Origin of the sequence: Chitinophaga rhizophila, assembly GCF_019492185.1 — a bacterium.
In the GTDB taxonomy this organism is placed as follows: Bacteria; Bacteroidota; Bacteroidia; order Chitinophagales; family Chitinophagaceae; genus Chitinophaga; species Chitinophaga rhizophila.
Map to the genome: position 1 here is coordinate 1,907,689 of NZ_JAICCF010000001.1, position 18,350 is coordinate 1,926,038.

At 45.3% G+C, this 18,350-nt stretch carries 18 protein-coding genes; all 18 read right to left on the reverse strand.

The features are described 5' to 3' along the window. Positions 1–47 precede the first annotated feature (47 nt). Positions 48–1,703, reverse strand: coding sequence for a M56 family metallopeptidase (locus tag K1Y79_RS07145; protein ID WP_220249307.1), 1,656 nt, complete (start codon positions 1,701–1,703; stop codon positions 48–50). A gap of 5 nt (positions 1,704–1,708) precedes the next feature. Then, on the reverse strand, positions 1,709–2,065 hold the full coding sequence (locus K1Y79_RS07150) for a BlaI/MecI/CopY family transcriptional regulator (RefSeq protein ID WP_220249308.1): 357 nt from the start codon (positions 2,063–2,065) through the stop codon (positions 1,709–1,711). 130 nt (positions 2,066–2,195) lie between these two features. Continuing rightward, the gene (locus K1Y79_RS07155; protein WP_236059515.1) at positions 2,196–3,341 is read right to left on the reverse strand and encodes a TlpA disulfide reductase family protein; all 1,146 of its coding nucleotides are present in this window, start codon (positions 3,339–3,341) and stop codon (positions 2,196–2,198) included. A 129-nt stretch (positions 3,342–3,470) separates the two neighbouring features. Then, positions 3,471–4,553 carry a TlpA disulfide reductase family protein gene (locus K1Y79_RS07160; RefSeq protein ID WP_220249309.1) on the reverse strand — a complete coding sequence of 361 codons (1,083 nt, stop codon included), beginning with the start codon at positions 4,551–4,553 and terminating at the stop codon, positions 3,471–3,473. Between the two features lie 24 nt (positions 4,554–4,577). Then, the gene (gene hisIE, locus K1Y79_RS07165; protein ID WP_220249310.1) at positions 4,578–5,186 is read right to left on the reverse strand and encodes a bifunctional phosphoribosyl-AMP cyclohydrolase/phosphoribosyl-ATP diphosphatase HisIE; all 609 of its coding nucleotides are present in this window, start codon (positions 5,184–5,186) and stop codon (positions 4,578–4,580) included. A 69-nt stretch (positions 5,187–5,255) separates the two neighbouring features. Further along, positions 5,256–6,011 (reverse strand): imidazole glycerol phosphate synthase subunit HisF, encoded by a 756-nt coding sequence (gene hisF / locus K1Y79_RS07170; RefSeq protein ID WP_220249311.1) that lies wholly within the window; start codon positions 6,009–6,011, stop codon positions 5,256–5,258. 132 nt (positions 6,012–6,143) lie between these two features. Continuing rightward, the gene (gene hisA / locus K1Y79_RS07175; protein ID WP_220249312.1) at positions 6,144–7,301 is read right to left on the reverse strand and encodes a 1-(5-phosphoribosyl)-5-[(5-phosphoribosylamino)methylideneamino]imidazole-4-carboxamide isomerase; all 1,158 of its coding nucleotides are present in this window, start codon (positions 7,299–7,301) and stop codon (positions 6,144–6,146) included. Between the two features lies 1 nt (position 7,302). Continuing rightward, positions 7,303–7,896 carry an imidazole glycerol phosphate synthase subunit HisH gene (hisH, locus tag K1Y79_RS07180; RefSeq protein WP_220249313.1) on the reverse strand — a complete coding sequence of 198 codons (594 nt, stop codon included), beginning with the start codon at positions 7,894–7,896 and terminating at the stop codon, positions 7,303–7,305. A 3-nt stretch (positions 7,897–7,899) separates the two neighbouring features. Continuing rightward, positions 7,900–8,676 carry a tryptophan synthase subunit alpha gene (trpA, locus tag K1Y79_RS07185; protein WP_220249314.1) on the reverse strand — a complete coding sequence of 259 codons (777 nt, stop codon included), beginning with the start codon at positions 8,674–8,676 and terminating at the stop codon, positions 7,900–7,902. Positions 8,677–8,686: 10 nt separating this feature from the next. Further along, the gene (trpB, locus tag K1Y79_RS07190) at positions 8,687–9,913 is read right to left on the reverse strand and encodes a tryptophan synthase subunit beta (RefSeq protein ID WP_220249315.1); all 1,227 of its coding nucleotides are present in this window, start codon (positions 9,911–9,913) and stop codon (positions 8,687–8,689) included. A 7-nt stretch (positions 9,914–9,920) separates the two neighbouring features. Beyond that, entirely contained in the window at positions 9,921–10,556 is a 636-nt protein-coding gene (locus tag K1Y79_RS07195; RefSeq protein WP_220249316.1) for a phosphoribosylanthranilate isomerase, read from the reverse strand. Then, on the reverse strand, positions 10,553–11,353 hold the full coding sequence (gene trpC / locus K1Y79_RS07200; RefSeq protein WP_220249317.1) for an indole-3-glycerol phosphate synthase TrpC: 801 nt from the start codon (positions 11,351–11,353) through the stop codon (positions 10,553–10,555). The genes K1Y79_RS07195 and trpC overlap by 4 nt, the downstream gene beginning before the upstream one ends. Beyond that, on the reverse strand, positions 11,350–12,345 hold the full coding sequence (trpD, locus tag K1Y79_RS07205) for an anthranilate phosphoribosyltransferase (protein ID WP_220249318.1): 996 nt from the start codon (positions 12,343–12,345) through the stop codon (positions 11,350–11,352). Before trpD ends, trpC begins: the two co-directional genes overlap by 4 nt. 10 nt (positions 12,346–12,355) lie before the next feature. Then, entirely contained in the window at positions 12,356–12,925 is a 570-nt protein-coding gene (locus K1Y79_RS07210) for an anthranilate synthase component II (protein WP_220249319.1), read from the reverse strand. A 1-nt stretch (position 12,926) separates the two neighbouring features. Further along, positions 12,927–14,336, reverse strand: coding sequence for an anthranilate synthase component I family protein (locus K1Y79_RS07215; protein WP_220249320.1), 1,410 nt, complete (start codon positions 14,334–14,336; stop codon positions 12,927–12,929). Positions 14,337–14,671: 335 nt separating this feature from the next. Next, positions 14,672–15,808, reverse strand: coding sequence for a bifunctional histidinol-phosphatase/imidazoleglycerol-phosphate dehydratase HisB (gene hisB / locus K1Y79_RS07220; RefSeq protein WP_220249321.1), 1,137 nt, complete (start codon positions 15,806–15,808; stop codon positions 14,672–14,674). A gap of 78 nt (positions 15,809–15,886) precedes the next feature. Next, positions 15,887–16,942: a histidinol-phosphate transaminase gene (hisC, locus tag K1Y79_RS07225; RefSeq protein ID WP_220249322.1), complete on the reverse strand. Its 1,056-nt coding sequence runs from the start codon at positions 16,940–16,942 to the stop codon at positions 15,887–15,889. A gap of 11 nt (positions 16,943–16,953) precedes the next feature. Further along, positions 16,954–18,243 carry a histidinol dehydrogenase gene (hisD, locus tag K1Y79_RS07230; protein WP_220249323.1) on the reverse strand — a complete coding sequence of 430 codons (1,290 nt, stop codon included), beginning with the start codon at positions 18,241–18,243 and terminating at the stop codon, positions 16,954–16,956. Positions 18,244–18,350: the final 107 nt, after the last annotated feature.

Below are 18,350 nucleotides of genomic sequence, written 5' to 3' on the forward strand. Positions count from 1 at the left end.
GCACCCGCTTTTAATTTGTGTTGTTTTATTGATGTGATCACCGCGTATTACTTGTTATCGGTAGTATTAGCAGTATTTGTATTTACGTTGATCTGTGACTTAACATCTGTGCTACCGTTTACAAAGACATTGTTTTTCCCGTTACTGGTAACCGTCACTGCAGAATGGGAAGAGAGAGGTTTTCTCAGTGAGATACCTCTGGGTAATGCACGGTGTTTGTTTCCCTGGATGGATAACGCACCCGGCGCAGCAACAGGGGTATTAGTAACTCTTGATACCAATGTGGCTGGAGCCGTTTTCTGGCTGGCTGATGTCTGTACATTCGCATTTGCCGGAGGAGCGCCATGGGCGATTGTATAAATTCTAACCACGCCATTTTTACCTGCTTCACCATATTTCTGTATACTCACTTCATCTTTTTCAACGAAGATGCAGGCGATATCTTTCCCGTCTATCATGCCTTCTGGCAGGTCATTGCCAATAATTACGTCATCGATGAGATACAGTGGCTTCTTAGTGATGCCACCTCCATTTCTGAGTGTAACACTTGCTTTACCAGGATCAGCCTGAGGTGCAGGTTCTGCTGCAACGGCCATTGTCAATGACTCATCAGCAGGAGCAGGTGCAGGAGTGGCTGCGGGCGCGGGTGCTGCTGCAGGAGCAGGTATTGCCGCAGGTGCAGCTGGAATAGCTGGCGGCGACACTTTTGCTTTACCTTTCACCGGAGGAGGTGGAGCCGGAGGAGCTGGCGGCACAGGTGGCGCAGGCGGAGGTGGTGGTAGCGCATCCTTTTCAGTCGTATCCGGATGAAATACTACGGCTAATTGTTTCGCAGACGTCTCTACTCCGGCAATAGCACGAGTGAAATTCAGGGAAAGTACCGCAATACCCATCACAGCACCCAATACCACGTAACGCAGCAAGTTATAACGGGATGAGCGTTTCTTATTCATCATCATAATCCTTTGTTTTAAGTGTGAGAAATTGAAATTGTTTGCGATGGCCGTCGCATATGGGATCCCACTTACTTTTATAAGGCTGTATTGATAAGCTTTTGCATCAATTCCCTGGCGGAGAATGCTCCGGTCAGTAATAAACTCAAGGTTCTCCCGGATGGCAACACTCATTAACCATGCACCCGGGTTAAACCAATAGAAGATCTTGTTCAGCTCTCCCAACAGTACATCAAGGCTGTGCCATTGTTGTACATGTATTTTTTCATGCCGGATGATAGCAACAAGTTCATCCGGTGTATGCAGGGATGGATTGATATAGATATTCCGAAGGAAAGAAAAAGGATTGGCCTGCTTTTCCATTATCCGCAGCGACTCATTTTCATAGATCGTCTTGTTGGTTTGCCGATGTAGCCCCCATAAGGAGAAAAGCTGTACCATCAGTCTGACTGACATTATCACCACACCGCTCCAGAATACATATTTCAGGAGGGTGTTGATAAAGGGCTCCGAAGGATGTTGCTTCAGGGTAGACAGGTCGGGTATGTAACTGATTGCCACCGCATTCAGCTCATGATGTTCCCTGATGAACAGTGAAGGGTCAATCAGCGGACAAACCGCAGCGCATAAGATACCACCTACCAGGAAGAAACGGTTGAGGGTATAGAATGTCAACCGCCTTAATCCGAAGTAATAGGCCAGGTAAAACAAAACAAGTGCTATGTTAGCTTTCAGCAGATAAATAAGCATGGTTATCAGTTTTTCTCTATCATCCTGACGATTTCCTTTAGTTCTTCCGGAGTGATCTTCTTCTCTTTGGCGAAGAAGGTAACCAGGGCTTTATACGAATCCTCGAAATAGTCTTTTACAAAACCGTTCATGAATCGTTGTTTATATTCTGCTTCGGGAATGATGGGAGTATACTCGTATACATTCCCGGTTTTACGGCTGCTGAGATATCCTTTCTTTTCCAGGTTCCTGATGGTAGAAGCCAGGGTAGTATATGGCGGTTGGGGAGAAGGATGTACTTCCAGGAAGTCTTTAACGGAGCCACTACCTGTCTTCCATATAGCCAGCATTGCCAGCTCTTCCTGCTGTGTAAGCTTTTCCATATTTATTCAATTTAGAAAACAACCTTTTACGATCGTTTCGTAAATCTACGAATATTTCGTAAACCGCCAAATTAAAAAAGAAAAACACCCGCTTGTGACGGATGTTTTTCTTTTATTATACGGTGGGTACTTACTTTAATACTTCTTCCAGCTTACGTTCCAGTGCATCGCCGCGTAGATTCTTTGCGATGATATTACCATTTGGATCGATGAGCAGGTTTTGGGGAATAGCTTTGATACCATATTTCTCAGCGACAGCATTTTTCCATCCTTTAAGATCAGACACCTGGGTCCAGGCAAGATTATCTGCCTGGATAGCTGCCAGCCATTTTTCCCGCTTTTCATCCAGGGAGATAGATACGACATCAAACCCTTTGTGTCTAAAGCGGCTGTAGGCTTTTAGCACATTTGGGTTTTCAGCCCTGCAGGGACCACACCAGCTGGCCCAGAAACCCACCAGCACATACTTGCCTTTATAGGCCGAGAGGGTCACGTTTTTACCGTCTTTATCCGGCAGTGCAAAGTCCATTGCCGGCTGACCAATGGCTGTTTTCTTTGCTTTTTCCAGTCCGGCGGCAAATTCCTTCCCTGACGGTGTAGTACGGATGTTTTTGGCCAGTCGGTTGAACATAGGTTCAATTTCAGCCAGGTCAATATCGTAATCGGCGTATTTATTTAAGACAAACAGTGCGATAGGCGATTTGCTGTTATTCTTCAGATAACCGGTCAGAATCTGTTTCTGTTGCGTCTCAAGTTCATCGAACTGGGGCTCCAGCTTTCTCATACCTTCCTCATCTTCAGCCATATATGCCTGCCGGTATTGTTTTTCCAGGTCATCCAGTTTACCGTTAACGTCTTTCAGCAGCTGGCTAAGCTGCATGTAATCATCATGTGCTACTGATCCTTTTACCACTGCGTGACTGATAGAGTCTTCTGTAGTAAGCGTCATATTGCCTTTATCGAGGAATACGGTCAGTAGGTCACAGCTTTTCCTTTCCTGAGAGTCAGTCTGCACGACAGGCTCCTGGATTCTGAGGTACATATTTGCAATTGTAGGTTCGGCCAGCGTGCCGGAAAAGGTAAATTTACCTTCTTTCACCTCGGCACTATCGAGTGTATGATCACCATAACGTCTGATATTCAAATATACTTTTGCCGGTTTTTGTAATGCAGTAACGGTTCCCTGAATCGTAAACGCTTGCTCGCCCTTCCATTTTTCCTGCGCCAACAGGACCATAGGCGCAAGAAACGCCACGGCCATCATTACGGACTTCATTGATTAAGATGATTTAAGACTAACGAAATTCACATATCCCGGCAGGAAAATCAACCTGATTGTGATAAACGGTGAAGGGAGTGAGGGTAAATAAAGCGGCCTCGTGTGGGAACGAGGCCGGCAAGTTGATTATTTTAATATTTGTTCCAGTTTGGCTTCCAGAGCCCTACCTCTCAGGTTTCGTCCTATTATATTTCCTTCAGGGTCTATTAGCAAATTGGCAGGAATTGCGTTAATATGGTACAACTGTGCTACTGAATTGCCCCATCCTTTCAGGTCAGAGACATTGGTCCATTGCAGATTATCCTGTTTGATAGCGCCTAGCCAGCGATCTTTGCTCTGATCCAGCGAAACGCCGAGGATAGTAAAGTTTTTACCTTTGAAACGTTCAAAAGCCTTTACGACGTTGGGATTCTCTGCTCTGCAAGGCCCGCACCAGCTGGCCCAGAAGTCAATCAGCACATATTTACCACGGAAGGAGGACAGGCTCACGGGTTTTCCATTCACATCATCCTGGGTGAAGTCAGTGGCTACTCCACCATCTTCTCCTTTTGCCGTGCGTATATATTTAGCGGCTGCTTCTCCGTATTTGGTTTTTTTAAGTGATTTATCCAGCAGGTCGTAATACTTTTCAAAGTCTTCCGGTTCCAGTCTGCCTCTCAGTTCATTGACCAGTATCCACAGGCTGGCCAGCTGTTTTGGATGGCCTTTGATAAAGTCAGTACCAGCGGTGATGACATCTTCATTGAAGATAGATGCTTTAGCACGGAAAGCGTTCTTACCTGCTTCATCGTCTGTCTGGATTTTTGCAGCTTCGGCATTCAGGGCCTGTGCCTGTTGTACAAGCGCCAGGAATGTTCTTTGATAGGCCTGCATCGTCCTGTTATCCTCATTTCCTTTGAACGAGGAAGCTACAGGGAATTGCTGGGCGGTAAGTGTATACTGAGCAGTCTCCTTTCCGGATACAACCAGTAAGGGATTCTGAACATCCTGAAGGATGACAGCAAATATCCTGGGTCCTTCGGTAGCTGGTATCTGAAAAGAAAATTTCCCACCTTTCAACAGGATGGAATCTTTCGGCGTATTACTATCATCTGAATACAGGTACAGCTTTTTGCCGTCTGCGCCTGTCAGTGTACCCGATACCTGCTGCTGTGCAAAGGTTGTAAATGAAAATAGCACCGCAAAGGCGCTGGTAACAAGTTGTTTCATTCCCACTAATATATAAAATAACTGCTATTTACTGTGCCTTTTCTGGAGAACGGCCAGCACGTCTGACAGCTGGTAACCTTTAGCGTTTAACAGCACCAGGTAATGGAATAGCAGATCGGCAGACTCGTTCAGAAAAAGCTCTTCGTTATCATCTTTCGCCTCTATAACGACTTCCACAGCTTCTTCCCCTACCTTCTGTGCAATTTTATTGATTCCTTTAGCAAACAGTTTGGAGGTATAGGAACTGTCTGATGGATTGTTTTTACGGTCAGTGATAATGCTCTCCAGTTTTGCGAGGAAGTCATTGCTCACATTACTTTCTTCCCAGCAGGTATCTGCACCGGTATGACATACTACGCCAGCAGGAGTAGCCTTTATGAGTAAGGTATCACTATCACAGTCTACTCTTATTTCCTGAAGGGTCAGGAAATTGCCGCTTTCTTCTCCTTTTGTCCACAGGCGCTGTTTGGAGCGGCTGAAAAAGGTCACCTTTCCTTCCTGTAGTGTTTTATCCAGGGCTTCCTGGTTCATATATCCCAACATGAGCACCTTATGAGTTGCTGCATCCTGCACGATTGCAGGAACCAGGCCATCGGCACTTTTCTGGAAATTGATCTGTTTATTATTGTACATGCTGTACGCTTGTTTATTGATTGGTAAGGAATCCCTTTTGCGCGGTAAAATTAGTAGTTTTCCGGCGCATCAGAACCTGATATTCAGTCCGCGCTGATACAGGTAGGTCTTCAAGGCAGGGATTTCGATCTCTTTATAGTGGAAGATACTGGCAGCTAACGCAGCGTCAGCCTGCGCATTTTCAAATACATCCACAAAGTGATCCATAGTACCTGCACCACCTGAAGCAATTACTGGTACATTCAGATGCTGCGATAGTTTACCGGTAATATCCAATGCGAAACCCTGCTTGGTACCGTCATTATTCATAGAGGTAAGAAGGAGCTCTCCTGCACCGCGTTGTACTGCTTCTTTTGCCCAGTCGTACGCTTTAATATCTGTTTTAACACGACCGCCATTGAGGTATACATACCAGTCTCCATCTTCAAACCGGGTATCAATAGCTAGTACAACACATTGACTACCAAATTCGCGGGCCAGCTCGTCTACCAGTTCGGGACGTTTAAATGCGGAGGTATTCACAGAAATCTTATCTGCCCCGGACTGTAACAGCACATTTACATCTTCTACGGAAGATATTCCCCCACCAACGGTAAAAGGAATATTCACATGTTTTGCTATACGGGTGACCAGTTCAGACAGTGTCTTTCTGCGTTCATTAGTAGCGGTAATATCCAGGAACACCAGTTCATCAGCGCCTTGTTCTGCATATAAAGCACCAAGTTCTATTGGATCACCGGCATCGCGTATATTTTCAAAGTTCACACCCTTTACTGTACGACCGTCTTTAATATCAAGACAGGGAATGATGCGTTTTGTTAACATAAAACAAGTTTTGTTTAGGGAGCTAAGCGTCAGTAATCAGTAACGGAGGCAAGAAGCTTATCTGTTGGCAATAGCTATCAGTTCAGATCAGCTGAGTGTAGCTTATCAACCCTTGGTACTGATTGCCGATGGCTAGTTTTTTGATTTGATAAAGTCTGCCAGTTCCTTCATACTGATCTTTTCCTCATAGATTGCCTTACCGACAATCACACCGCTACACCCGATTTCAGCCAGTGTATGTACATCAGCCATTGTGCTGACACCTCCGCTGGCAACAAAATCAATACCCGGAAACTGTTGTAATATCTTTTCATATAGGGCGACAGAAGGCCCCTGTAACAGACCGTCTTTAGCTATATCAGTACAGAAGATATGATTGACACCCTGCTTGATATTTTCCTGAAGGAAATCAAAAACAGAGAGTTCAGTTGTTTCCAGCCATCCACCTACAGCAATCTTTTCCTCTTTTACGTCAGCGCCCAGGAAGATTTTATCTGCACCGTATTTCTTTACCCAGCTGGCAAAAAGGGCAGGATCTTTTACTGCGATGCTTCCGATAGTAGCCAGCGCAGCGCCATTCTCATACACAATACGCAGATCATCTTCTGTTTTGATGCCGCCGCCAAAGTCAATTACCAGGTTAGTTTTACCTGCAATGGCTTCCAGTACTTTCCAGTTAACAACAGCACCTTTCTTTGCTCCATCCAGATCTACCAGGTGCAAGCGGCTGACGCCAATACTTTCAAATGCCTTGGCTACTTCCAGCGGATGCTCATTATATACTTTCTTCTGTGCATAATCCCCCTGTGTAAGGCGCACGCACTTTCCATCTATAATATCGATAGCCGGAATAACGGTAATACCGGTATCCGTTTTTCTGTCAAGTTGTACTTTCATTTTGATGAAGACAATATTATCTTTTGTGAAATGATCCCCTACATATTCATACCCACGTTTCTTATAAAAGCCGGCAGCAGTATCACGTGCATTACACCATAAGGTTTTGACATGTTCTTTCCGGCAGAAATCTTCTACATATTGCATCAGCAGACTGCCATATCGTTTGCCTTGCACATCAGGATGTATTGCCAGTTTACGGAACTGAGCACTGTCTTTCTGCAGGAAAAGCGACACCACTCCTCTTAGTCTGGTATCTTCATATAACCCAAAATGCAGTCCGTCGTCATCATGATCGACTCTGACTGCATGTAGTTCCCACTCCGGATACAGCACATCTCTGCGTAATGGTAAAGCATCATCAATGACAATTCTTCTTATCTGTATAGCCATACTATAACTTCAGGAAGTTCTCAAGTATTTTCTGACCAGCTACAGCTGACTTCTCAGGGTGGAACTGTACTGCATAGAAGTTGTCTTTCTGCAAGCCTGCACTGTAGTTGATAACATAGTTAGCAGTAGCTACTGTTTCAGATGAAAGCGCTGCGTAGTAGCTGTGCACAAAATACATGTAAGAGTTTTCAGGCACATGCTCAAACATAGTGCTGTATAGTCCTGTGATATTATTCCAGCCTATCTGTGGTATTTTCAGAAGATTGTCTACCGGAGATGTAAAGCGTTTTACTTCTACGTCGAAGATGCCCAGGCAGGGTGTATTATTTTCTTCCGAATGTTTACACATCAGCTGCATACCGAGGCAGATGCCCAATACCGGCTGTTTAAGGTCTGTAATAAGCTTATCGAGTTTTCTTTCCTGCAGGTATTTCATGGCGGTACTGGCTTCTCCTACGCCAGGAAAGATAACTTTATCTGCAGATTTAATTGTCTCCGGATCGTCCGTTACAATACCTTCCACCCCTATTCTGTCCAATGCGAACATTACCGAACGGATATTACCGGCATTGTATTTTATGATAACCGTTTTCATATACTAGTTGTGTTTTACCCCTGCAATAAATTCTTTTATTGAGGTATCCAGGTTGGTCGTATTTTCAATAGCGCGGATAAAGGCAGTACCGATAATCCCTCCATTGCTGTGAGATGCGGCTGCCTCAAAGGTAGCTTTATCTTTAATACCAAACCCGATCAATACCGGATTAGTAAGTTGCAATGCATTCAGGCGCTCAAAATAAGCCTGCTGATGGCCCATGTCCTTATCCTTACCGGTAGTAGAAGATGAAGATACAGCATAGATAAATCCTTTACTAACAGTATCTATCTTTCTGATCCTGTCTTCCGTAGTTTCCGGTGTAACCAGGAATATCAGATGCAGGTTATATTGCTCAAAAACGGGTTTATACTCAGTTTCATATTCATCCATGGGCAGGTCGGGTAAGATAACACCGTCTACGCCTACTTCAGCACATTTCTTACAGAAGTTCTCAATGCCATACAGCAATACAGGATTCAGGTATCCCATCAGCAACACAGGCAGGTGTATCTGCTGTCTGAAATCTTTCAGCTGTTCAAACAGGACTTTAAGGCTCATTCCATTTTTGATGGCACGGGTACTGCTATCCTGTATAACAGGGCCGTCTGCCAGGGGATCAGAGAATGGCATACCTAATTCTATCATATCAGCTCCATGCTGTTGCAGCGATTTCATTACAGGCAGGGTATCGTTGAGCTCAGGAAATCCTGCTGTGCAATAGATATTTAGTACACCTGTTTTTTTGCCGGCAAATAATTGATCTATACGATTGCTCATAAAAATGTATTTATACGTTACCGCCAGTATTACCGGGCAAATTACGAATGTATGTTTCCATGTCTTTATCACCACGGCCGCTCAGGCATACTACTACCACATCATTTGGTTTGAAGGCAACCTGTGCCAGTTTTGCAAGTGCATGAGAAGACTCCAGCGCAGGGATAATTCCTTCCAGTCTGGTCAGTTCATAGGCTGCCTGTAATGCTTCTTCATCTGTCGCATTGAGGAAGGTTGCACGGCCGGTCTCATAAAGATGTGCATGCAATGGGCCAATACCCGGGTAGTCCAGGCCGGCAGATATAGAGTATGGTTCAGTGATCTGACCGTCATCCGTTTGCATCAGCAGGGTCTTGCTGGCATGAATGATACCCAGCTTTCCTAACTGTGTAGTAGCTGCGGAATGACCTGAGTGGACACCTTTACCACCTGCTTCTATTGCAATGAGCTTCACATCCGGCTCATCCAGGAAGTGGTAGTATGCGCCGGCGGCGTTACTGCCACCACCGATACAGGCCATCACGTAATCCGGATTAGCCTTGCCTGTCTTTTCAAGCAGTTGCTTCTTAATCTCTTCACTTATTACAGACTGGAAACGGGTAACCATGTCAGGATAAGGATGTGGGCCGGCAGCCGTGCCGAGTATATAGTGTGTATTCACCGGATTGTTAATCCAGTCACGGATAGCTTCGTTACAGGCATCTTTCAGGGTCTGGCTGCCACTGGTGGCAGGAACAACGGTTGCACCCAGCATCTTCATACGGGCTACATTTGGTGCCTGACGCTGAATGTCGATACTACCCATATACACCACGCATTCCAGTCCCATCAGGGCACATACTGTAGCAGTAGCAACGCCGTGTTGTCCTGCGCCGGTTTCTGCAATGATACGTGTCTTACCCAGTCGCTTTGCCAGGAGTATCTGACCAATAGTATTGTTAACCTTATGTGCGCCTGTATGGTTGAGGTCTTCACGTTTAAGATAGATCTGCGCTTTGTATTTCTCAGACAAACGTTTGGCGAAATACAAAGGAGAAGGACGACCTACATAATCTCTCAACAGGTCATCAAACTCCTGCTGAAAGGCCGGATCTTTCAGAATCTTGAGGTAGTTACGTTGCAACTCGTCCACATTAGGAAACAACATCTCCGGGATGTATGCTCCACCGAACCGTCCGTAAAAACCTTTCTCATCTACATGATACTTAGAGCCGAACGTGCTATCCGCTATCTTCATGCTATGACTATTTTAAGTAAGTTGATTGAATCTGATCTATAAACAAACGTACCTTTTCCATATTCTTTATACCTGGTTGCTCTTCAAACCTGCTATTGACATCTACTGCGAATAGTGCCGGCAGCTGCAATTGCAGCAGTTCGGGAGTTTCTTCCAATCCTATTCCTCCACTCAGGTAAAAAGGATGTGTATATGGATATGTCTGTAATAATTCCCAGTTGAAGCGTTTGCCTGTACCACCATATGCTTTGCCTGCTTCTGTATCAAAAAGGAAATAATCAGTTACCGGCATATAAGCAGCAAGCAGCGCGTCCCAGTTGACATCTTCTCCTACACGGAAAGCTTTGATCACCGTGACTTTCTCCCGGATCGCAGCACAGAAAGCTGGTGTTTCATCACCATGCAGTTGCACCATATCCAGGCCAAAGTCCAGGATGGTGCGTAGCACCTGTTCCTGTGAAGCATTCACGAATACGCCTACTTTCTTTATTCCAGTAATCTCCCGTACAGTGCGTGCGTCAATTTTGCTGGCAGCAAAACGAGGCGACTTCTCATAGAATATGAATCCGGCATAGTCTACCTGGTACTCTATGAGCCGTTGCAGGTCTTCTTTCCTGGTGATACCGCAGACCTTTATTTTCATTGTACTGATTTATTAGCCAGTTCTGTAACAAATTGTTCAAACGCCCTGGCCGGACTATCCTGCTTCATGAAGTTCTCCCCGATCAGGAAGCCCTGGAAACCTGCCTGTTTCAGTGTAATGATCGCATCGGTATTGCTGATACCGCTTTCTGCTACTTTACATTTACCGGCGGGTATCTGCGGTGCCAGCTCGCAGGAACGGTTAAAATCTACATTAAAAGTAGTAAGATCACGGTTATTTACACCTACTGACTGTATATGATCTGTTACCTTTTCGAGCTGATCCCCGCTATGCACTTCCAAGAGCACTTCCAGTCCCAGGTTATGCGCAAATTGTGCCAGATGTGCAACCTCCTGTTTAGTGAGGCATTCGGCAATCAGCAGAATAACATCTGCACCAATAGCTTTCGCCTCTATGATCTGGTATTCATCTACTATAAAATCTTTGCGTAATACCGGTATATGATTCAGTGTACGTGCCTGCTGAAGGTCTTCTGAAGTACCACCGAAGAACTTTTCATCTGTGAGTACAGACAGAGCCGATGCGCCACAGCGGGCATAGGCAGTTGTCACATCCTGCACAGTAGCAGTACCATTGATCACTCCTTTTGAAGGAGAGCGGCGTTTGAACTCAGCAATGATTCCTGTCTTTGCAGGGTCCTGCAGGAACTGCGCCATTGACAACGTCGGGCGCTTGAACCAGGCTGCCTGTTCCAGTACTTCCACACTTCGCTGTTGTTTCAGAGCCGCTACTTCGATACGCTTATGAGCGACTATTTCTGTAAGGATATTCTTCATGATTGCAGGCTTATCAGCTTCTTGAATGCATTATGTGCAGCACCTGATTCCAGCGACTCCACAGCCGCCTGAAAACAATCTGCATAGTTATCATATTTCTTCATACAATACAGGCCCATTGCAGCATTTGCCAGCACCACAGAGTTTTGTGCCCAGGTACCTTCTCCTTTCAGGATCTTCATAAAGATCTTTGCGGCTGCTTCTACTGTATTACCACCGTAGATATCTTCAGGATACACTTTACGTTTACCCAGCTGTTCAGGTGTCCAGTCTTTTTCACCTTCATTGGTGATAACACGGGTATCAGCAGTTAATGAGATCTCATCATATCCATCGAGGCTATAAACAATTGCATAGCGTTTGTCAGTTTGTTGGAACAGGTAGTTATACACTCTTGCCAGTTCCAGGCTGTACACACCTATCAGCTGATGTTGTGCAAAAGCCGGGTTCACTAATGGTCCCAGCATATTGAAGAATGTGCGGATACCCAGCTGACGGCGGATGCCTGCCACATTTTTCAAGGCAGGGTGGAACAATGGTGCATGCAGGAAACAAACACCTGCTTCTTCCAGTTCCTGTCTGAGTTTAGCATCATCGTTCTTGAATTTGTATCCGGCAGATTCCATCAGGTTGGATGCACCGCTGATTGAAGAGACTCCGTAGTTACCATGTTTAGCCACCTTACCACCCGCGCCTGCCACGATGAAGCAAGACAGTGTGGATACATTGAAGGTATTTTTACCATCGCCGCCAGTACCTACGATATCCAGTACATCATACCCATTCAGATCTACGGGAATACAAAGTTCCAGTAAGGCATCGCGGAAGCCAAGCAGTTCGTCTACCGTGATGCTACGCATGAGGAATACTGTCATAAAGGCGGCCAATTCACTCTCATTGTACATGCCTTTTGAAATACTGATCAGTATCTCTTTAGCGGCATCGCGGGTAAATGTTTTATGTTCAAATAAGTAGTTCAGTATCTTTTTCATTGCTTGGAATTTATGCATTCAACCAGTTACGCAATATCATTTCGCCCTGTGGCGTAAGTACACTTTCCGGATGGAACTGTACTCCGCTTACATCGTATGTCTTATGTTGTAATGCCATGATGAAGTCGTTATCATCTTTTGCGGTAACAGTCAGTTCGGCCGGCAGTGTTGCTGCATCCACCACCCAGGAATGGTAACGGCCTACTTCCAGCTGATCAGGCAGGCCATTGAACAGGCGTCCATCTCTGGCAGTGATATTTACATTGGTAGCAACACCATGGTATACATCCTTCAGGTTGATCAGCTTAGCGCCAAATGCTTCCCCTATAGCCTGTTGCCCGAGGCATACGCCGAATATAGATTTGCTGGATGCATATTCTTTAATCAAAGGCAGCAACAGCCCTGCTTCTTCAGGAATGCCGGGTCCTGGAGACAAAATAATCTTGTCGTAATCTTTTACTTTCTCTAACGGAATCTCATCATTGCGCACAACAGTTACTTTGCCATTGATGATCTTTTCCACCAGGTGTACCAGGTTATATGTAAAAGAGTCGTAGTTATCAAATACCAGAATGTTCATGTCAGATATTTTGAGCCAGGATGATGGCCTGTTTTAAAGCATTCAGTTTATTGTTCACTTCTTCCATCTCAGACTGCGCGACAGACTTGGCTACTACACCAGCGCCTGCCTGATAGTACAGCGTATTTGCCTTACTGAGTATGGAACGTATCATAATTGCGTGGTTGAAATCGCCATTAAAGCCTACAGCGCCGATACATCCACCATAGAAGCCGCGTGCAGTTGGCTCATTTTCATCAATGATCTCCATCGCTCTATACTTAGGCGCACCTGACAGCGTACCTGCCGGGAATGTAGCTGCCAGCAGCGAGAATGGATTTAGTCCCGGCTGTATCTTACCGGTCACCTCACTAACAAGGTGAATAACGTGTGAGTAGTATTGTATTTTCCTATAAGAGTCTACTTCCACATCAGTAGCCAGTCTACTCAGGTCATTCCTTGCCAGGTCAACCAGCATCACATGTTCTGCATTCTCTTTAGGATCTTCCAGCAGTCTTGCTGCTAATTCACGATCCTGCTCATCATTGCCTGTACGTTTGAAAGTACCTGCTATCGGATGGATGGTTGCTTTATTATCTTTGATGATGAGCTGTGCTTCCGGGGAAGAACCCATCAGTTTATAGTCACCATAATCGAAGAAGAAGAGATAAGGAGAAGGGTTAATAGAGCGGAGTGCGCGGTATACATTAAATTCATCACCTTTGAACTGCTGTTGGAAAGCTCTGGAGAGTACTACCTGGAAAACGTCTCCGCGGAAGCAATGTTGTTTTCCTTTTTCGACAATCTCCATAAATTGCTCATCAGTAAAGTTGCTTTTTTCTGATCCCTCTGCCTTGAAGCCATAGCTAGGCACATCTTTCTGCCTGATGAGTGATTCAATGTGATCAAACTCGCTATCAAGGCCATCCACCTGATTTTCGCACAGATACAACTCATCTTTGAAGTGGTTGATGGCGATTATATACTGGTAAAACCTGTAACGCATCAGCGGGATGGTATTACCGTTCTGCTTGTCTTTATTAAACTCTATTGTCTCAAAGAATTGAACAGACTCAAATGTGCTATATCCAAACAGGCTGTGTACTACGGGTAGTACTGGTTTATCAACGAAGGAGAAGTTACCGAGGAATTTCTCCAATTCAGTCAGTACACTCTGCTTGTTCTTGAGTTGTTTCCTTTCTGGCGGGAGGTTTGGATATTTAAATTCAAAGTCCTTGGTACTTGTTACCTCTATTCCTGCTATCGGCTGGATACAGATAAAAGAGAAGCTGTTTTCGCTGGCACGATAGTCTGTACTTTCCAGCAATACTGTACCGGGGAATTTGTCGCGGAGCCGCAGATAAATACCAACAGGCGTAAATACGTCTGCCAGCATTTTTTTGAATTTGGATTTGACTTGAATACTGCCCATTGGATTTGTGATTGAGTTTTGTCGGGAGACTATCTTAAAAACGAAGAAGGCCCGCTGTGTAACAGCGGGCCTTCCAATTATATCTCATTACGAAACATGGCACTGTAACACACTATCAGGATCTGATATTGTGCCACCACCAATGCTTGTTTGTAATAATTGTTGTCATGTTTAAATTTCTTGCGAAACAAATATCCGGTGTTTTTTGAAAACATGCAAATTTATTTTGAGATTCGTGGTGAAGTGACAACTTCCGGGGGAATTATTGATTTTCTGTCAATACTCCCTGTATTTGTCACCTCAGTCGTTTGGGATATCTTACCCTCACCAGACGGCTACAATACCCCTTTGGTACTTGGCAGCTGCATATTCATCGGGTTACGCTTTACTGCCATCTTGATAGCTTTCGCAAACACTTTGAATATTGCTTCTATCTTGTGATGCTCATTTTCACCTTCAGCTTTGATATTCAGATTACACTTAGCTGCGTCAGAAAATGACTTAAAGAAGTGGAAGAACATTTCTGTCGGCATTTCCCCTATTTTCTCCCTATTGAACTTAGCGTCCCAGACAATCCAGTTACGGCCGCCAAAATCAATAGCAGCCTGTGCCAGACAATCATCCATAGGGAGGCAGAATCCATAGCGCTCTATGCCTCTTTTGTCAGCCAGTGCCTGTGCCATTGCTTCGCCTAATGCCAGCCCAGTGTCTTCTATCGTATGATGCTCATCAATATGCAGATCTCCTTTGGCCTTTACGGTAAGATCTATACTGCCATGACGGGCAATCTGATCAAGCATATGATCGAAGAAGCCCAATCCGGTGCTGATATCGGCCTTACCGGTACCATCCAGGTTGATAGCGATAGTTATATCTGTTTCTTTGGTTGTACGGGTATGCGTAACTGTACGCAGCCCTACCTTCAGGAACTCGTATATCTTCTCCCAGTCAGTCGATTCCAGTGCAATAGTATCTTTCAGCGCTGCTGCATCCCCGCTGATTTCTGCTCCGCCAAGTCCTGTACCTTCATTGATCCAGATGGCTTTAGCACCCAGGTTCTTTGCCAACTGTACATCTGTGATACGATCACCGATCACGAATGAATTAGCCAAATCATAGTCCGGAGAGAAATACCTGGTAAGCATACCTGTGCCCGGCTTACGCGTAGGCGCATTTTCGTGCGGGAAAGAGCGGTCTATGAACACTGCATCAAACTTCACTCCTTCGTTCTCAAAAGCACGCAGAATGAAGTTCTGAGCAGGCCAGAAATCGGCTTCCGGGAAACTATTCGTACCCAGGCCGTCCTGGTTGGTTACCATGGCCAGTTCATAATCCAGCTCTGCTGCTATACGAGCCAGATAGGTAAATACCTTCGGATAAAATTCTACCTTTTCGAGGCTATCGATCTGGTAAGTTGGAGGTACTTCCTTGATCATGGTACCATCCCTGTCTATGAAGAGGACTCTTTTCATTATACTGTAATTATGGCGCTTTATGTTTTCCTGGCCGGCAGAGATATGATGCTGCCGGAGATATCTTAATGAGCTGTATTAAGCTGTTACCTGCACTTCTGCAATCGTCTGAAGCAACACGGTATTCTCATCCGGTGTTCCTACGGTAATGCGCAGACAACCATTACACAGTTCCACTTTCGAACGGTCACGCACAATAATACCTTTTTCTACCAGGTGATTATAGATACCTTTTGCATCTGTTGTTTTAGCCAGCAGGAAGTTGGCATCACTCGGGTATACTTCCAGTACCTGTGGCAACTGAATCAGACCTGCTGCCAGTTTATCTCTTTCCACAACTGTCTCACGTATCCATTCATTCACCTGCGTAATGTTATCCAAGGCTTCCAGTACCAGGTCCTGTGCTGCCTGATTGATGTTATACGGAGGCTTTACTTTGTTCAGGACATTGATAATCTCTTCTCCTGCGAATGCCATCCCTACGCGTAAAGCTGCCAGTCCCCAGGCTTTGGAGAGCGTCTGCATTACAACCAGGTTAGGATACTCCGTCAGTTCGGCAATGAATGTTTTCTGACGGGCGAAGTTGATATAAGCTTCATCCACCACAACAATACCATCGAAGTTATTCAGGATCATCTCTATATCTGCACGTTTGATAGAGTTACCGGTAGGATTATTCGGAGAGCAGATAAAGATCAGCTTTGTATGTTCGTCCACCGCTTCCTGCAGCGCGGCCATATCTATCTGGTAATCGGGGGTAAGCGACACCTTCCTTACGATTACATCATTGATATTAGCACTTACTTCATACATGCCATAAGTTGGTGGGAACAATACTACATTGTCAACTCCGGGACGACAAAATGAGCGGTACAACACATCAATGACTTCATCACTGCCATTACCGAGAAAGATGTTCTGCGGAGGCACGCCTTTAATGTCAGCCAGCTTATATTTTACCTTCCACTGCATCGGGTCAGGGTAGCGGTTATAGTTGACCGGCAACGGAGAACCAAAACTGTTTTCATTGGCATCCAGGAATACTGATGCTTCTCCTTTAAATTCATCCCTGGCGGTAGAGTAAGGCACCAGGCGTTTTATATTATCGCGTAGTAAGCTGTTCAGATCGAACATAGTAGTTAGTTTTAAGATTGAGCCTTTTGTTTGAGACGTACTGTTACTGCGTTCTTATGCGCATCCAGTCCTTCAGCTGCCGCCATGATCTCGATAGTATTACCGATCTGCTGCAATCCTTCCTGTGTCAGGCGCTGGAAGGTGATCTTCTTCACAAAACTATCCAGTGATACGCCACTGTAAGCTGTTGCATAACCGTTGGTAGGCAGGGTATGGTTAGTACCGGAAGCATAGTCGCCTGCGCTTTCCGGAGAGTAGTTACCAAGGAATACAGAACCTGCATTCACCACTGCATCTGCAATAGCTATATCATCTTTACAAGCTACGATAAGGTGTTCAGGCGCATAGGTATTCAGCAGTTCCATAGCCTCGGCTGTATCTTTTACCAATATGATACGGCTGTTTTCCAAAGCACGTGCAGCTATATCCTGACGGGGCAACTGGGCCAGTTGAGCGGCTACTTCTTTCTGCACTTCCGCTACAATTTCATCTGTAGTGGTGACCAGCAGCACCTGACTATCGGGGCCGTGTTCTGCCTGAGAAAGCAGATCTGCAGCTACAAAGGCAGGCACACATGTTTCATCTGCCAATACAGCCACTTCTGAAGGGCCAGCAGGCATATCTATTGCTACGCCGCTTTTGTTCACCAGTTGCTTTGCACATGTTACGTACTGGTTGCCCGGACCGAATATTTTATGTACACGCGGTACGCTTTCTGTACCATATGCCATTGCACCAATCGCCTGTACACCACCTATTTTAAATACGCGTTCAATGCCGACTTCCTGCGCTGCAAATAACACTGCGGGATGTACTTCTCCGGCAGCATTGGAAGGGGTGCAGAGAATAATCTCCTTACAACCAGCAATCATCGCAGGTATACCCAGCATCAGTATTGTTGAAAACAACGGTGCTGAACCTCCCGGAATATACAGTCCCACTTTTTCAATGGCCACCGGCTTACGCCAGCATTGTACGCCCGGCATTGTTTCAATAATCTTGCTGTGCTCCTGCTGTGCTTTATGAAACACTTCAATATTTTGCTTCGCCTGGAGAATGGCTTTCTTCAGAGCTGCATCTAGCGAGGCTGTTGCTGCTGCAAATTCCGCCGGACTAACTTCAAGCGCATCGAGGCTGACTTTATCAAACTGTTGTGCATACCTGCGTACGGCAGTATCACCTTCCTGTTGTACAGCGGCGAGTATGTTACTCACGCTGGTTTCCAATGCTGTTGTATCTAAAACCGGCCTTTGTAATAGTTCCGGCCATTGTGAGCGTTCAGGATATTTGAAGAATTGCATTCTCAATTAAACATTAAGAATTAAGGATTAATTGTTTCAGTTGACGCTTTGCTTTCAGTGCCGGTGATGCTTTCAGCAACAAGCTATTGTTGCCTTTTACATCACCG

Coding starts and splice junctions, on each gene's coding strand:
- hisA (WP_220249312.1), bottom strand. CDS start 7,301: ATGGCTATACAGATAAGAAGAATTGTCATTGATGATGCTTTACCATTA.
- hisH (WP_220249313.1), bottom strand. CDS start 7,896: ATGAAAACGGTTATCATAAAATACAATGCCGGTAATATCCGTTCGGTA.
- K1Y79_RS07195 (WP_220249316.1), bottom strand. CDS start 10,556: ATGAAAATAAAGGTCTGCGGTATCACCAGGAAAGAAGACCTGCAACGG.
- trpD (WP_220249318.1), bottom strand. CDS start 12,345: ATGAAAAAGATACTGAACTACTTATTTGAACATAAAACATTTACCCGC.
- K1Y79_RS07215 (WP_220249320.1), bottom strand. CDS start 14,336: ATGGGCAGTATTCAAGTCAAATCCAAATTCAAAAAAATGCTGGCAGAC.
- trpB (WP_220249315.1), bottom strand. CDS start 9,913: ATGAAGATAGCGGATAGCACGTTCGGCTCTAAGTATCATGTAGATGAG.
- K1Y79_RS07145 (WP_220249307.1), bottom strand. CDS start 1,703: ATGCTTATTTATCTGCTGAAAGCTAACATAGCACTTGTTTTGTTTTAC.
- hisB (WP_220249321.1), bottom strand. CDS start 15,808: ATGAAAAGAGTCCTCTTCATAGACAGGGATGGTACCATGATCAAGGAA.
- K1Y79_RS07150 (WP_220249308.1), bottom strand. CDS start 2,065: ATGGAAAAGCTTACACAGCAGGAAGAGCTGGCAATGCTGGCTATATGG.
- hisC (WP_220249322.1), bottom strand. CDS start 16,942: ATGTTCGATCTGAACAGCTTACTACGCGATAATATAAAACGCCTGGTG.
- trpA (WP_220249314.1), bottom strand. CDS start 8,676: ATGAGCAATCGTATAGATCAATTATTTGCCGGCAAAAAAACAGGTGTA.
- K1Y79_RS07155 (WP_236059515.1), bottom strand. CDS start 3,341: ATGAAGTCCGTAATGATGGCCGTGGCGTTTCTTGCGCCTATGGTCCTG.
- hisIE (WP_220249310.1), bottom strand. CDS start 5,186: ATGTACAATAATAAACAGATCAATTTCCAGAAAAGTGCCGATGGCCTG.
- hisF (WP_220249311.1), bottom strand. CDS start 6,011: ATGTTAACAAAACGCATCATTCCCTGTCTTGATATTAAAGACGGTCGT.
- hisD (WP_220249323.1), bottom strand. CDS start 18,243: ATGCAATTCTTCAAATATCCTGAACGCTCACAATGGCCGGAACTATTA.
- K1Y79_RS07160 (WP_220249309.1), bottom strand. CDS start 4,553: ATGAAACAACTTGTTACCAGCGCCTTTGCGGTGCTATTTTCATTTACA.
- trpC (WP_220249317.1), bottom strand. CDS start 11,353: ATGAAGAATATCCTTACAGAAATAGTCGCTCATAAGCGTATCGAAGTA.
- K1Y79_RS07210 (WP_220249319.1), bottom strand. CDS start 12,925: ATGAACATTCTGGTATTTGATAACTACGACTCTTTTACATATAACCTG.